Source organism: Sphingomonas sp. CFBP 13706 (genome assembly GCF_014842355.1).
GTDB lineage: Bacteria > Pseudomonadota > Alphaproteobacteria > Sphingomonadales > Sphingomonadaceae > Sphingomonas > Sphingomonas aerolata.
In genome coordinates this window covers 1-15418 of the sequence record NZ_JACYVM010000029.1, presented here as the reverse complement: position 1 = coordinate 15418, position 15418 = coordinate 1, and the positions used below count along the sequence as shown (strand labels likewise).

Annotated in this window: 10 protein-coding genes; 5 read left to right on the top strand and 5 right to left on the bottom strand. The window is 60.7% G+C overall.

Features of this window, described 5'->3' with window-relative positions; translation table 11 throughout:
• Positions 1–438: 438 nt before the first annotated feature.
• Entirely contained in the window at positions 439–1380 is a 942-nt protein-coding gene (locus IFS44_RS20965) for a polysaccharide deacetylase family protein (RefSeq protein ID WP_192003789.1), read from the bottom strand.
• A gap of 140 nt (positions 1381–1520) precedes the next feature.
• Here IFS44_RS20965 and IFS44_RS20960 point away from each other — a divergent pair, with 140 nt between their 5' ends.
• Positions 1521–2426: a tyrosine-type recombinase/integrase gene (locus IFS44_RS20960; RefSeq protein ID WP_192099974.1), complete on the top strand. Its 906-nt coding sequence runs from the start codon at positions 1521–1523 to the stop codon at positions 2424–2426.
• A 7-nt stretch (positions 2427–2433) separates the two neighbouring features.
• On the top strand, positions 2434–3627 hold the full coding sequence (locus IFS44_RS20955) for an IS91 family transposase (RefSeq protein ID WP_192099973.1): 1194 nt from the start codon (positions 2434–2436) through the stop codon (positions 3625–3627).
• Positions 3628–4486: 859 nt separating this feature from the next.
• Here IFS44_RS20955 and IFS44_RS20950 read toward each other — a convergent pair.
• The gene (locus tag IFS44_RS20950; RefSeq protein WP_192099971.1) at positions 4487–5923 is read right to left on the bottom strand and encodes an IS1182 family transposase; all 1437 of its coding nucleotides are present in this window, start codon (positions 5921–5923) and stop codon (positions 4487–4489) included.
• A gap of 707 nt (positions 5924–6630) precedes the next feature.
• Between IFS44_RS20950 and IFS44_RS20945 the strand changes: the two genes are divergently transcribed.
• The gene (locus tag IFS44_RS20945; protein ID WP_192099969.1) at positions 6631–7386 is read left to right on the top strand and encodes a FadR/GntR family transcriptional regulator; all 756 of its coding nucleotides are present in this window, start codon (positions 6631–6633) and stop codon (positions 7384–7386) included.
• Between the two features lie 177 nt (positions 7387–7563).
• On the opposite strand, the gene galB is transcribed toward IFS44_RS20945, so the two are convergent.
• Both galB and IFS44_RS20935 read right to left on the bottom strand, forming a co-directional pair.
• Entirely contained in the window at positions 7564–10293 is a 2730-nt protein-coding gene (galB, locus tag IFS44_RS20940) for a beta-galactosidase GalB (protein WP_244650495.1), read from the bottom strand.
• Positions 10294–10398: 105 nt separating this feature from the next.
• The gene (locus IFS44_RS20935) at positions 10399–11154 is read right to left on the bottom strand and encodes a FadR/GntR family transcriptional regulator (RefSeq protein ID WP_197977996.1); all 756 of its coding nucleotides are present in this window, start codon (positions 11152–11154) and stop codon (positions 10399–10401) included.
• Between the two features lie 275 nt (positions 11155–11429).
• On the opposite strand from IFS44_RS20935, the gene IFS44_RS20930 reads away from it, so the two are divergent.
• Positions 11430–14672, top strand: coding sequence for a TonB-dependent receptor (locus IFS44_RS20930; RefSeq protein WP_244650494.1), 3243 nt, complete (start codon positions 11430–11432; stop codon positions 14670–14672).
• 198 nt (positions 14673–14870) lie between these two features.
• A complete protein-coding gene (locus tag IFS44_RS22855; RefSeq protein ID WP_320466677.1) occupies positions 14871–15008 on the top strand; it encodes a GNAT family N-acetyltransferase in 138 nt (45 codons plus the stop codon).
• A gap of 226 nt (positions 15009–15234) precedes the next feature.
• Here the strand turns inward: IFS44_RS22855 and IFS44_RS21980 are convergent.
• Positions 15235–15418: hypothetical protein (locus IFS44_RS21980; RefSeq protein WP_206757892.1), on the bottom strand; the 184-nt coding region annotated here is incomplete at its 5' end.

Below are 15418 nucleotides of genomic sequence, written 5' to 3'. Positions count from 1 at the left end.
CTTCCTTCCATTCCAACGAAAGGATCGCACCATCAAACCGTGGGATCAAACACCTAGCCACGAACAGCATTGCTGACATTCCCGAAATAGCATCCATTGCGAGAAAAACAGGAACCTCGACAACTGCCGGTTGCGTCGTCACATAAGCTATCGCGAAACAGGAAAGAGGGAGCTGAAGATGCATAAGAATGGCCGAGAGCGGTATCTACCGGTCGCCATGTTTCCTGCGATCATGCCCGTGATCATGTTACCGGGGATGAAGTCTGATCTTTCGCCGTATCTATATTACGGAATCTGGGGCCTCTCGTTTGGCTTGGCAATCATGGGCGTTACCTGGATGGCAAACGGTGCGCCGAGCCAAACCGCGAAATACGCTCGGTCTTAGATCTTCATTCCCTTCCCGTAGTTCGATCCTTGCGGGAAGGCGGAAAGACGCACTCACGATGTTTCACCGGCGTATGCGCTGACCCAGGCGGGCGGCTCCTGCTCTCGCCGCCCGTCAACTTTTATCAGACGTTCCCGCGCCCATCGATACGCCCACATGGGACCGAACTTCGTCGCAACCGTAGGCATGGCCGAATAGGCTGGATCGGTTTGCGCTTGAGCAAGGGAAACGAACCCGTAGCCGGCTGACCGGAACAGGCCGAGGAGCGGCTTGATCGTCGCGGCATTCAGTCGATTGGCGTGCAGCAGCATAATCGCCGGCACATCGCGGCCGAGAACCTTGCGGCTCAGCTCGCCGTAATAGGCAATCTGGACGCGGCTATGATCGAGATAAGCCCGCTCGATCCGCTGCATCATGGCCTTATTGCGCTCGGTGACGGCGCGTTCGTAGGCACTGTTAAACAGGTAATCGGACGTGTCGATCGTCGATGCGGCCAATTTGTAGCCGTGACTGGCGAGAAGCTTTTCGATTGCCATCCGCTTGGATTCAGTGTCGCCAACGTGGTTGTAGGGGAAGCGAAAGAACGGGATGGATCGGTCGCTCGATGCCGTCATTGGTCGGATGGTTGCTTCCCCCTTCATGACCTCCTTTTCGATCCCCGCAACGTCGAGGTCGTTGCTGTCGAAATGGCTGTAGCCGTGATTGCCGAGGGCCAAGAGGCCCTTGTTCCATTCGGTAAGCAGGCGAGGACCGGCAGGTGCAAGGGCCTGCACCTTGTCCTCGTTGACGAAGCCGGTTGCGGGAACGCGAGCGCGCTGCAGCGCGCTGACGATTTGGCGCTGTGCTGCGATAGCGGCGTCGGGGGAGGCGGTTGATCTATCGCTGGCATAGGGGAGATCATCAAAGGTGATCGCAACGACCCGACTGGCCTCTGGCGGCACAGGTCCTTCAGCGTACACGCTAACCGTGCAAGCGGCGAAGCCGACAAGCGCCATCGGGACCATCAAGTGCCAGCGAAGGGAAGAAGTTGTGCGAGGGACGGTCATTGCCCCCACGCCTAGCGCAGCGGCGCTGAGGTTTGGTTCTGCGGCAGCGGCGGGAGACGATGGAGTTCCTTCAACGAGAGGAACTCTCCATGGCGACTCTACCCACCGAACAGTCCGTTACGCCGCTGCGCCAGCGGATGCTCGACGACATGGCGATGCGCTCAATGCGGTCGCGTACCCAGCACGACTATGTCCGCCACGTTCGCGCCTTCGCGGCGTTCCTGCGACGCTCGCCGGAGACCGCGACTGCCGAGGACGTACGGCGCTTCCAGCTTCACCAGCGCGAGCACGGTGTCGGAGAGGCCGTCATCGGCGCCACGGTATCGGCGCTGCGGTTCCTGTTTGGCGTGACGCTCGACCGGCCCGACCTGTCGCGCAGGCTGGTCCTCGCGCCTCGTCCCCGCAAGCTGCCCGACGTGCTGAGCGTCGAGGAGGTAGGGCGGCTGCTCGAGGCGGCACCGGGCATCAAGTACCGCGCCGCGCTGGGCGTCGCGTACGGCGCCGGATTGCGGGTGTCGGAGGTCGCACACCTCAGAGCCGACGACATCGAGAGCAAGCGCATGCTGATCCGCATCGAGGAGGGCAAGGGCCGCAAGGACCGTAACGCGATGCTGTCGCCGCAACTGCTTGAACTGCTCCGGCTCTGGTGGCGCGAGGGCAAGCGGCGCAGTGTCCTGTTGCCGCACGGCTGGCTGTTCCCGGGGCGCAGCTACACCGATCCGATCTCAACCAGACAGCTCCACCGCGCCGTTCATGAGGCTGCCGAGGCGGCCGGGATCCGCAAGCGCGTCAGCCCGCACACGCTGCGGCACAGTTTCGCCACCCACCTGCTCGAGCAGGACGTCGACATCCGCGTCATCCAGGTGCTGCTCGGGCACAGCAAGCTCGAAACGACCGCGCTCTATACCAAGGTCGCCACGCGCACGATCCATGCCGTGACCGGTCCGCTTGACCGGTTGATGGCGCTGATGGAGGGCAAGCCACCCGCCGGGTGAGCGCGCGATGCGCACCTCGCTCGAGGTCGCCGACATCTTCCGTGCTGCCGGTCCTGCATACCGGACTGCCCACGCCGGGCATCTGAGCCTCGACCAGCTCAAGGTCATGTCGGCAGTCGAACATTGCCGCACCGCTGCGCTCGGCGGCCACACCGAGGCATGCACCGACTGCGGACACTGGCGGGTCGCCTATAACTCCTGTCGCAACCGGCATTGTCCCCGGTGCCAGGGTGCGGCCGCGCACGCATGGCTTGCCGAGCGCGAGGCCGACCTGCTTCCGGTCGGCTATTTCCACGTCGTCTTCACCCTGCCGGCCGAGGTCGCCGACATCGCCTACCAGAACAAGGCTGCAGTCTACGGCCTGCTGTTCCAGGCGGCGTCCGAGACGATGACGACCATCGCCGCTGACCCGAAGCATCTCGGCGCCCGCATCGGCATCACCGCGGTCCTTCACACCTGGGGGTCGGCGATGACCCACCACCCCCACATCCATATGATTGTACCGGGCGGTGGACTGTCGCCGGACGGCAGCCGCTGGGTGTCGTCACGCCCCGCGTTCCTGCTGCCGGTGCGCGTGCTCGGCAAGCTGTTCCGCCGCCTGTTCCTGACCCGGCTGATGGCGCTGTACGAGGCGGGACGGCTCGGCTTCTTCGGTAGTCTTGCGGCACTCGCCGACCGCCGCGCCTTCCTGCGACACCTGTCCCCGGTCCGCAAAAAGACCTGTGTCGTCTATGCCAAACCGCCGTTCGCGGGACCGCAGGCGGTGCTCGCCTATCTGTCGCGCTACACCCACCGGGTCGCCATCTCGAAAAGCCGCCTCGTCCGCTTCGACGAGACCGGGGTGACATCACGCTACAAGAATTACCGCAACGATGTCGCCGACCGGCAGCAGCTGATGACGCTGGCCGCTGACGAGTTCATCCGGCGCCTCCTGATCCACGTTCTCCCGAAGGGCTTCCACCGCATCCGCCATTACGGCCTGCTCGCTGGCGCCACCCGCAAGGCTCACCTCGAACACGCCCGCCAACTGCTCGGTATTGTCCCGCCCGTGGCCGATGTCGCGCCGGTCGAACCCGACGATGCCCGCCCGCCGTGCCCATGCTGTGGCGGACGCATGCTCATCATCGAGACCTTCGAACGCTGGCGCCAGCCCCGCGCACCGCCGCATGCCACCGACCCGACCGGGACCACCGCGCCATGACCCGGCATGGTTCACCTGCATTCCGCCACGCAGCCTGTGCGCTTCCGGCCATAATGACGCTCGCGTCGACGATGCCGCTCCGCGTGCCGACCAACATCTCACGCCTTCGTCGAAGCCAGAATCCAAGCCAAACCCAGCGCCAGACGGCCTTCTTCCAGCCCACAGATGCCCGCCCGGGCAGCTGTTGCACGCGCCTCAAACCAGGGCGAAAACCGAAAACCCCATAGGCCAGCATCCGCGGCCCGCGGCTTCCTGCTTTGGAGGATATCGTACACCTGCCGGTGCCCGATTTCCTTCACACAAGCAGACATTAGCAGGCTCTTCCGGCCTTCCCAACTTCGGCCGTTTGTTCATGTAGGCATGTCGTCGCCGACGGGGCCGCATGGGTGGCGAGAAGTGGGACGAAGCCGTCTTTCGATGAGGCGGTCGTGACTGTTGGGCTTCTGGTGAACGGCCATTCGCAAATTTCAGAAATCGACTCAGCAAGCTTGAAAGCAAGCAACGGTGCCGGTCTGGAACGCATACCGTAAAGGCGTCGCCGCTCACCTGACGAAAAACCCTCTCGGTGAGGTTGTCGCACGCTTTCTCATTCCGACAGGGTATCTTGTAAAATTGTGGGAAGGGTAGAGTACGAGCCATACCACGTACGCATAATCTCTGCTGCCTTTGCAGCTGGACCCTGTCGAAAAACATGTCAGACCGTCCGAGAACTCCGGGATGGCCATGCCGTTAGGCGCGCGCTGCCCTGGAGGGCGCTCGAGGCAGAATTTCTGGATTGGATCGCTCGTCGGCGGGCCAAATCCCTCACATTGGGCATCGTCAGCGCGATATTCTCTTGAGAAATGGATGTCCGGCCTTTTCAGGCCTGCACGGCGCGGAGCAGGGCGGGAATGCCGAGGATGTTGATGGCTCGCCGCAGGTTGTAGGCGAGCGCCGTCAGGCTAAACTCGGCGTTGACGTTGGCGAGCCCGCGCATGAGGAACGCACCCTGGTTCATCCACTGTTTGATTGATCCAAACGGGTGCTTGACCGTCTCGCGTCGCTTGTCGAGAATATCGGGCCTCGCGACAAGTCGTTCGGCCATGCGTTCAAGCACAGCCTCGTTTTCCCAGCGATCAATAGTTCGCCGGGAGCCCGAAGTGCATTGCGGCTTTAGGGAGCAGGTTTGGCAGGCCCGCATATTGGTATAGCGGATGGCGATATGCTCGTCCTTGCGGGTGCGGGTATAAGGATCAAGGCGATCACCACTCGGGCAGACGTAACAGTCGGCCTCCGGGTCGTAGCGAAACTCGGTTCTGTTGAAATAGCCGCTTGCAACCGCCGAGCCGCGCTGCGGCCGCGCGACATAGGGCACGACGCCGATATCCTCGCAGGCAGCGATGTCCTCGCCCTTGTAGTAGCCCTTGTCAGCGACTGCATCGATACGTTCGACGCCCAGCACCTCACGCGCGGCACCGGCTGTCTGGGCCAGGAATCCAAGGTCGCTGCCCGAATTGGTGACGTTCTGCTCGACGATCAGCTTGTATCGGGCATCGACCGCGACCTGTGCGTTGTAGCCCACCCCGACCTTGGGGTGCATCGCCATCCCCCGGGCATCAGGGTCGGTAAGTGACAGCTGGCTCTCACCGCTGGCGAAAAGTTCGGTGAGCATCGCCTGGTGCAGCTCACGCCGTGTTCGCACCCGCGCGAGCTTCGCCTCGAGCGTGGCCGCACGGCGCGCCGCGCCTTGCGCCTCGATTTCCGCGCGGTCGGCCCGATCAAGCCGTCCCAAATACTCTTCGATCCGCTCGTCGGCCAGCTTGATCCATCCGGCCAGCTTTTGCTGCGTGAAGTTGCGCTTGCGGCTGTTCACCGCCTTGAGGCGCGTGCCGTCCACGGCAACCAGTTCCCGCCCGAACAGATCGAGCTTGCGGCACAGCAGCACGAAGGCGCGAAACAGCGGCTTGAATGCTGGCCGGTTCACGCGCCGAAAATCCGCGATCGTGCGAAAGTCGGGACGCAGGCCGCCCAGCAGCCAGATCACTTCGAGATTGCGCCCGGCTTCCGCCGCCAGGCATCGGCTTGAGCGGACCCTATTGAGATAGCCATAGAGGTAAAGCTTCAGCAGATCCGCGGGATCGTAGCCGGGTCGGCCCGTCGCCTTTGGCCGAAAGCGGTCAAAGCCAAGTTCCCCCAGATCCAGATCGTCGACGAAGGCCGCGATGAAACGCACCGCGTTGTCTGCCGCCACATAGTCATCGACCGAGGCTGGCAGCAGCAGCATTTGATCGCGCGATTGACGTTCGATGTAGCCCATGCCCGATCATACCGGATACGAAACCCGGCGGGAATCCATCAGGCAGTTTTCGGACGGTCTGATGTGTTTTGCGACATTGTGCGGGGGCAGTCGCCGCTCAAACGCGGCCGCGCCGTTTCGCCCATTTCTCGCCATTCCCGGCCGCCAGCACGCTACCCAATTGCGGACGATCGTTAAGTAAGGCATGCTCGATGATGAGCAACGCAAGATTAAGATGATGCGCGGGTTTGGGGTAGCATTGCTCGTCGTTGGGTCTCTCGTGGCGATAGGGATGTTCGGGGTACTAGCCCAGTCTTCTCACCCATCCGCAGCGCGGGATGGCGTTCGCTTGATCCTGTCGATAAGTAGCGCGTTATTGGTGCTGATTATCGGTTGCTGGATCGGCGGTTCCGTCTTGCTCTTCCGTAGGCGCTAAGGGCCTCGCATTACCCGAAGCAGACCTTCTGTAATCCACCATATCACGAGCTTTAACTTGGATGAGCGCCACCAAGTCTCCTGGAAACTGGCTAGCCGTTTTCGGGACTGGAGCGGGCATACCGGATACGCCAATATCAGGCATTAAACTAAGCGCTTCATTTTGCCGTTACCAGTATCCTACATGTCTATTAGGAAGTTCGACCCGTGATTTCGATGACAGCGCCAGACCATCTTCGTCCATAATCCTGAGTCGAGCTTGTCGCTATATGATTAACGGGGTAAGATTACGAATGAAACCAGAGCGCTCAACCCTTCGAAGCTATGCTCGCATTTCTACACTGCTGAAAGAGCGGATCGCAACCGGTGAATTTGTGATCGGTGCACGACTACCCCCCGACCGCGAACTTACGGTTCACTACGACGTTTCACGCCCAACAATGCGCGAGGCGTTGATCGCCTTAGAAGTTGAAGGAGTTGTATCTATTCGTCCGGGCTCCGGCGTCTACGTAATATCAAAGCACCCACGCCTTGAAAATGCATTCAATATAGAAGTTGACCTTCTTGAGATTCTTCAGGCGCGACGAGTCATGGAATCAGAAGCAAGCGCCCTAGCCGCGGCCCAACTAAGCGCTGTGCAGTTGAAGAGTATCACCGATCATATCGACGATATTCGAAACTTTCACGAGGCTGATGATGTTGTTGGTTTCAAACACGCTCATAGACGATTTCACCAAAGCATCGCTGAAGCGAGCGGAAACGTCGCTGTTACGAGTGCTATTGCTACACTATGGAACATTCGTCCCTACGATTCCCAAATCGAAATGTTCACCAGCACGTTACGCATACTGGCCAACGACAAGGACTTTGCATATTACAATGAAATCGTCGACCCCCTTCGAAGCGGTAATCCAGACAATGCACGTATAGAAATGAGGAACGCTTATACAGTTATCATAGACCTTATCTTAGACGAAATGGAGTCTAAAGCGATAGATACCGCTCGTAAACATATTGAGTCAAAACGAGATCTTTACCGTAGCACCTAGTGTAAGACCATGAGATATTTAGGCATCTCAATTAGAAAATAGGGCGCTAGGCGGATTGGCTTGAGGGGCATGCAAAAACCCGATGAATGTTAGAGTAGCGAGGACTTACCAGATAACGAACAGCGGGCGTCAATGTCTGCAGATCTGGCGCTCCTGCCTTTTTCAAGAGACGCCAACTCATTTGCTCTGGGATCCTATTTGCACGGTTGCATCCGGCAGCCCGTCGGCTGTCACACGTACTCGGATTGGCCCGCGCTTGCCGGGAAGCGCGCGCACGATCGCGATGGCGCGGCCGTTGAACAGTTTTCGGGTTGTCGAAGGGAAGGCGACGAAGTCGGTAGGGTCACCGTTATCCGTCGCAACGATCTCGCCTGGCCCGTCGATCGTAAAACGGATCGCGCGTTTGTCGCGGGGCACGAAACTGCCGCTGGTATCGTTCAGCGCAACGCTGACCCAGGCCAGATCCTTGCCGTCGTTGACGATCGACGTACGATCCGCGACGGCGGATATACGAAGCGGTGCGCCAGTTGTCCGCACCGTTTCATCTGCCCAGGGTTTGCCGTCCTTCCAGGTTAAGACCTTGATCTCGCCCGGCTCGTACCGGACATAGTCCCACCGGAATCGGTAGGCGAATGGCGCACGTTTCTGGCGGCCCTGCGACTTTCCGTTGACGAACAGCTCGGCCTCGTCGGCGGACGTGAAGGCATGGACCGGGGTCACCTGCCCCTCGCGACCCGCGAAATTCCAGTGCGGTAACAAATGCACGAACTTCACGTCCGGCCGCCAGCGCGCTTTGTACAACCAAAAGCGGTCTTTCGGAAAACCGGCCAGATCAATAATTCCAAAGTAGGAACTGCGCGAACTGTAATATGGCGCGGGTTCACCCAGATAGTCGAACCCGGTCCAGACGAATTCGCCTGCGACTGTTGGGTTCTGATCCTGCGCGGCCCAAGTGCGATCGGCCGACCCGCCGAAGTCAGCGGCGAACAGTTCATAGGCGCTGACCTGATGCGTGGCCTCGTCGCCGCCTACACCGGGGCGGACCGGGTTGCTGATGCCGCCGGGGACCGGGAACTGATACTCGCCTCGGCTACTGTAAGCAGCCGCACTTTCCGAGCTGAAGATGATCTTGTCCGGATGCTTCGCGCGAAACCCTGCAAAGGTCGGCAGCTTGGTACGCACGCCCGCCCCCTGGTAGTTCAGCGCGATGGCGTCAAACACGCTGGCGAAGTCCGACCCCGGCGCAGCGACGTTCATCGACCCCATCACCGGGCGGGAACTGTCCTCCTGCTTCGCAATCGCCATCACCTCACGCGCGACGGCCGCACCGCGGCCGCCATATTGCTCACCGACCTCATTGCCGATGCTCCACATGATCACGGACGGATGGTTGAAGTCGCGACGCATCATCGCGCGCAGATCGGGTTCGTGCCAGTCCTTGAATATCAGATGCGTGTCGAACGGGGTCTTGCGACGCTCCCATACGTCGAACACCTCGTCCATGACGAGAAAGCCCATGCGATCGGTCATGTCGAGCAGTTCGGGTGCAGGCGGATTGTGCGCCATGCGGATCGCGTTGACTCCCATGTCTGCCAGCATATCGAGCTGACGCTTGGCCCCGCGGTCGTTCCATGCCGCCCCCAGCGCACCGAGATCATGATGCTGGTTGACGCCGTTCAACATTACATGCTCGCCGTTGACGATCACCCCGCGGGCGGGGTCGAAGGTCAGCGCACGCACGCCGAAGCGAGTTTCGTAGGTGTCGATCACGCGCCCCGCGCGCCGCAGGGTCGTGAATGCGATATAGCGGTTCGGCCTTTGCGTGGGCGGCGGACCCCAGAGTCGAGGATTTAGGATCGTCGTCGTCCCGCTGGCGCTGGCGGTTCCGCCGGACGTGAGCGAGATGGTGGCAGGCGCGATGCGGGCCACCGCGCCGCCGAGGCGCCTGTCGGCCGCGTCGATCGCGTAGATAGCGGTATCGGCTACAATGGTGGCGCCGGCGTTCGCCAAGTTCTCGACGGTCAGCGCGAGCGCCACCTGCGCCTTTTCTGCAGACACGTCGGACGTCGTAACCTTCGTACCCCATTGCGCGACGTGCACCGGGTCGGCGGTGGTCAGCCACACGTTCCGATAGATGCCGCCACCGGGATACCAGCGCGACGATTCCATCGGATTGTCCAGGCGGATCGCGAGCTGGTTTTTGCCACCGGGCACGATGTACGGCGTCAGGTCGAGCCGCCACGAATTATAGCCATAGGGCCAACCGCCCACCAGCTTGCCGTTCAGCCACACCGTCGCATAGGACATGGCGCCGTCGACATCGAGGAACACGGATCGACCGCGATCTGCCAGCGGGATGGTGAGCGTCCGCCGATACCAGCCGGGGCCCCAGCTGGGCAGACGTCCCATCCCGCCATAAGGGCCTTTGGCAATAAAAGGGCCGGCGATGGCCCAGTCGTGCGGCAACGTCACCGACTGCCACGCGGCATCGTCAAAGCCAGTTTTCACATAATCAACGGTCCCCCCGGGATTGCCCGCCGGGCGCACGTGACGCCGTGCGGGATCCCGAATGAAGGCGTTGCCGCTCGGCAGGATGTAGGAACGCAAGATACCCTTGCGCACCGCTGTGTCGGAATCGTCCATGACGCCGGCATCGAAATCGGCGCCATCCGGACGCAGCTTGAGTTCGGGCAGCACTTCGTAGCGCAGGTCCTCCGATGCGCTGGCGGGATCACCGCGGTGAAACTTCCAACCGTCGTTGATCGAGACGCGCGCGCGCTGGGCCTGCGTCGGAGACACCGCGGCGATCGCGATCGCTGTGATGCTGGCAAATCGCACCGCCGGCAAACCAACGCCGATGAGCCATCGGGTTTGCGTTGTTGCACGAGCGCTTCGAAACATGCCCATTTATCTGCCCTCGCCTAGCATTTGTCAGACCAATTGCGTCATTCTGGCGGCATGAGCAAATGTTTTCGAACTGAGGTATGGTCGGACGTCGCGACGCGAACAGGTCTAACGTGCCTCGCCGACCAGCGCATCTCTCCCAAAGATATGCGATCGTTGACTAGCGATCCGACGTCGAACGGCCTCGAACTCTTCGCTTTCGGTCATGACGAGGAGGTGCTCGATCACGGCCTCCAGATGAACGCGCATCGCGGCACGCGCAGCGTCCGCATCCCGAGCTTCTACCGCGGCGAATACGGCATCATGCTCGGCCGCACGGCGATCCTCGCCGCCACCACGAGCGCGTTGATGGATCGTTCGGGCCAAGAGGCAGCGCTCACGCATCGCCCACAGGTCGGTCACGACGCTCGTCATCGCGCGGTTCCCGGTCGCTCCAGCAAGTGTAAAATGAAAATCACGGTCGGCCTGTTCACTGATGGAAACGTCTGGATCGCGCATGACTGCAATCAACCGCTTCAATTCATCGAGATCGTGATCACTCCGCCGTACCGCGGCTAGGGCGGCAACCTCGGATTCAATGCCACGACGCGCCTCCAACAGTTCGAATGCACCAATATCCAGTGTTTCAACCTCTTCATCTGTGCCGAGCGATACGACATAGATCCCCGAGCCTTTGCGCAGTTCGAGAACACCAACCATCTCTAGGGCAACGACTGCCTCGCGCACCGACGCGCGGCTGACGCCATAAGCGTCGGCAAGTTTTCGTTCGGTCGGGAGCCGGCTACCAACTGGAAACTCGCCAGTGGCGAGCCGCGCAAGAATCGCGTCGCTAATGCGTCGATACAGTTTTTCCTGCGCGATCATTTTCTACCTTTTTCACCGTTGGCCGGCAATCGCCCGCCGACCTATTTCGACGCCGTAATCTGGCCGGCCAACACGGGTGAACCCATAACGCGCCTGATTGTCACGAAAGAAATCGTACCGGTAAGATCAACCCGCACGCCGCAACCCATATTTTGTCGGTGTAATAAAACGGATTGGACCGACAAATAATCTTGACTGGTCAGCCAAGGTATCGCTACCAACCTCGGTAAGGACGGCGGCGTCAAAGAACAACCGCGTCTGGGGGAGGGTTACAGATGAGCTCATTAATTCACCTGCGCCGGTTTGGCACCATTTCGGCCCTGCTGATGGCCTCAACGGCCTGGCCAGCGCTCGCGCAGACCGGGACCGCTCCGGCCGCCCCACCCGCTCCCACTGCATCATCTTCGGCCAGCGCCGACAGCCCGGCAGCTACCACGCAGGACGGTGCTGATCAGACATCGCCGACCGCTATCGACGGATCGGCGCAAGCTCCCGCCGACCCGTCCGCCACTGGCAACGCAGACATCGTCGTGACCGGCTACCGCGCTTCGTTGAAAAGCCAGACGAACGCCAAACGCAACTCGATCGGCTTCACCGATACGATCTTCGCCGAGGACATTGGCAAGTTCCCCGACACGAACATCGCGGAATCGGTAAACCGCATCCCCGGCGTCACCATCAGCCGTGAAGTCACAGGCGAAGGATCTAACGTCGCGATCCGTGGCCTCGGCACGAACTTTACACGCGTCCTGCTGAACGGCGCCCCCGTTGCAATTGCATCGGTCCGGTTCGACGCGCAGTCTACCAACCGCGAGGTTGATCTCGATCTCATCCCCACCGAGTTGTTCACACAGCTGACGGTCAGCAAGTCGCCGACCGCTAGCCAGGTCGAAGGCGGGGCCGCCGGCACCGTTAACCTGCGGTCGGCGCGCCCGTTCGACAATCCCAAGTCCTATGTCAGCTACGGGCTGCAGGGGTCGAAAGTCAGCCTCGCCGATAAATGGGGGTATCGCGGCTACGCGCTTGCCAGCGCCACCTCTGGCGATTTCGGTCTGCTGATCGGCGGTGCCGCCGTTAAGAACCGGTTCCAGGTTGATGGGTTTGAGACCGTTGGCTGGACCAACCCGAACCTGACCGCGTCACAGCGCACCGGCAGCGGAGCGAATGCGACTGGCGGTGGCAACTTTACCATTCCAGGTACCGTCCCGATAAACGCCGGTAACGGGCTGGTTACGGGCGCGCCAATCAATCAGGCATTCTTGCTTGCGCAGAATCCTGGTGCCACGATCGATCAGATCGACAATGGCCTGCTTCCCCGCTTGGGCCGCCCGCGGACCGAGGTCGGCGAACGGACGCGCTACAACGGCCTCGTTTCGCTGGAATGGCGGCCGAGCGACGCGTTCCACTTCTACATCGATGGCATGTACGCCAACCGCAAGACCGACTTTACGCGCACGTCGATGGCGTGGGCGGTACGCAACGGCGCTGCAATCCCCCTCAACACGACCTATGACAAACCCGACTGTACGGTCGGTTGCACAGTCACCGGCGGCACCTATGCAAATTCTCAGTTCTTCCTGGAATACCGCCCGTATCGTGATCGTCAGGACTACTGGGTCGTAAACCCAGGCGCCGAGTTCACCCTGAACGATTCGATCAAGGGCCACCTCCAGGTCAACTACACTAAGAGCAAGTTCAGGCGCGAAAGCCCGACAGTCCTGGTCATCACCCCACCGAACAGCGGCGTGACAGTGAACTACACCAACAACGGCGGCATCCCGGACATTCAAAGCAATATTGACCTGAATAACCCAGCCTCGTTCGGCTGGGCCGGCGGCGGGCGTCTGAACCTTAACGGCGAGGAGCGTTCCACCGAAACCAAGGGCATCCGCGGCAGCCTGTTGTTTGGCGATGCCGAGCGTTTCAGCGTCCGCGTCGGCGCCGCCTATGACGATACGTCGCGTCGGATCACACCGTTCGACAACACCAACCCATGGCAGGCTGCTGTCTGCGGCAACAACCCTAGTGTCGTACTGCCGGGACCCAACCGTCAGCCGTTGTGCGACGGCGCAAACCAGCCCGGCACCGCGGCGCCGCCAGGCTATCCGACGTATGGCGGCTACGGCACCGGCTTCAGTGCGGGTGGGGCACCGCTCATCTACGGGGGTTCGATCGTGCCGACTGCCGCACTGCCGGGCTATTTGCTGCCGGGCAGCAACGGCTACATCACGGTCGATTGGGACAAGTTCAAGGCTGCAACCAACTATGACGGCTTGCTTGCCGGAGCAACAGAGACGGGTTCGGGCAGCAGCGGCGCCAATGGCGGCCTGATCCGCGAGAAGGTGACGGGTACCTTCGTTGAAATGAACGGCAATTTTGATGTCGGCGACAACGGGGATACCGTCCGGCTGAACGGCGGAGTTCGCTATGTTCGGACGTTGCAGCAGGTCGGCGGTCGCACGACCATTCCCGATCCTCGGAACGTCCGCGGCGGCGTCACTTGCCCTGGCTTCAGCCCGACCTTTGCGCTCGACGGCTCGTGCTACCCCACGCTGGTCAACTTCACGCAGACAGATCGGCTCTATTCCAACTTCCTCCCTTCGGCGAGCGTAGCGTATAACTTCGGCCGGAAAGCCGTTGCCCGCGCATCGGTATCGCGCACCATGACGCGGCCGGATCCGAACCAGCTGCTGCCCGGCGCGTCCTTCACCTCGCCCTCGGCCGATGTCGGGACGCTCGGCAATAACGCATTGAACCCATATATCTCGGACAATATCGATCTCGGGTTCGAATATTATACCGGGGGCGAGGGCGTGATCGCGTTTGCCGCGTTCCGCAAATCCATTACCGGCTTCACGGTCAACGGTCTCACTACCGTCCCCTTCAGTACGCTTGAGCCGTTCGGCATCACCTTTGCTACACTCACCCAGGCGCAGCAGCAGGCGCTGATCGACCGCGCGGGCCCATCGGGAATTGCCCCGGAGCAGGCGCCGATCCAGATTCAGCAGCAGGTCAACTCCGACGGCAAGCTGAAGGTGAACGGAATTGAGTTCCAGGTCACCCAGCCGCTCGATTTCCTGACGCGCTTCGTCGGCGTCGAAGGCTTCGGTTTCCAAGGCAACCTGACAATGATCGATCAGAAGGGCGAAGGCACCGGTGCTCCCGCGGTAGCGCTCGGCGTCGCGCCCACCACCTATACGCTGACCGGCTATTACGAGGGCAACGGCCTGTCCGCCCGCCTGACCTACACCTATAACGAGGGTTCGGTGCAGTCCGGTCTAAACCAGAATGGCCTGCCCGCGGCAGCCATCATCGGTCGCGACTACGCACAGCTCGACTTCTCGGGTAACATCGATCTCGGCAAAATCCTCGGAAACGACTATCTGCCGACCGTCGTCGTCAACGTGATCAATATCGCCAAGCAACCACAAAGTTCCTACTTCCAGTTCCCAGATGCGACCTTTAACGAATACAACCCTGGCCGAACGGTTTTGGTCGGTATCCGCGGACGCTTCTGAGGTTTTACATCGTCTCCCCCGCCTGATGGGCTGGTCGCTTGCGGCCAGCCCACTTTTTTGACGGGAGTAGTCTGGACTATATGGCGACTTGGAAAGGCGGGACGTGCGGACACATTCCAACTGTCAAGTCGAGCAGGACGAAAGATGGACCCAACGCTCACTCACCCGGTTATCGCCTAAACGCTTGCATTACGCGAGGTGAAGCGATGCATCGACTTCGGTGCATCTACGCTTCTCGCCGTTCCAGAAAAATATTGGGGCAGAAACTATGGTAAGACCCTTATGGAACGGGCTGAGGAGATTGCCGCGCAACGACTGCGTCGGAGTGTGGCTTAATACTTCAGAGTTTCACGCTCGCAGGTTCTACGAGAAGTTAGGCTTCGACGTATTCGGAACCTTAGACGACTGTCCCGTAGGTCAGAAGACATTCTTCCTTCGTAAGCGCTTCCCAGCGCCGTCAGGCAGCGTCCGCTAACGCCACCTGTCTTCCCGAAAGCTGCCGGTCCGCTTTCCTCTCACTGTCGCCATTCATCGGCCCGATATGTGGAAAACCCGGTCGTAATCACCATTGTGCGAAAAACAGGTGTTTTACGACACTTAGACGGATGGCATGTAGTGCTGACAAGCCGCGCCGATCAGCATCGACGGTTACAAAAGGATGGGCCGTCCTGCTGTTGCGAAAATCAGGCAGACTGTGTGGAAACCTCGTCTGAGGATTCCCGTAGATCTCGGCCCATGGTATGTTT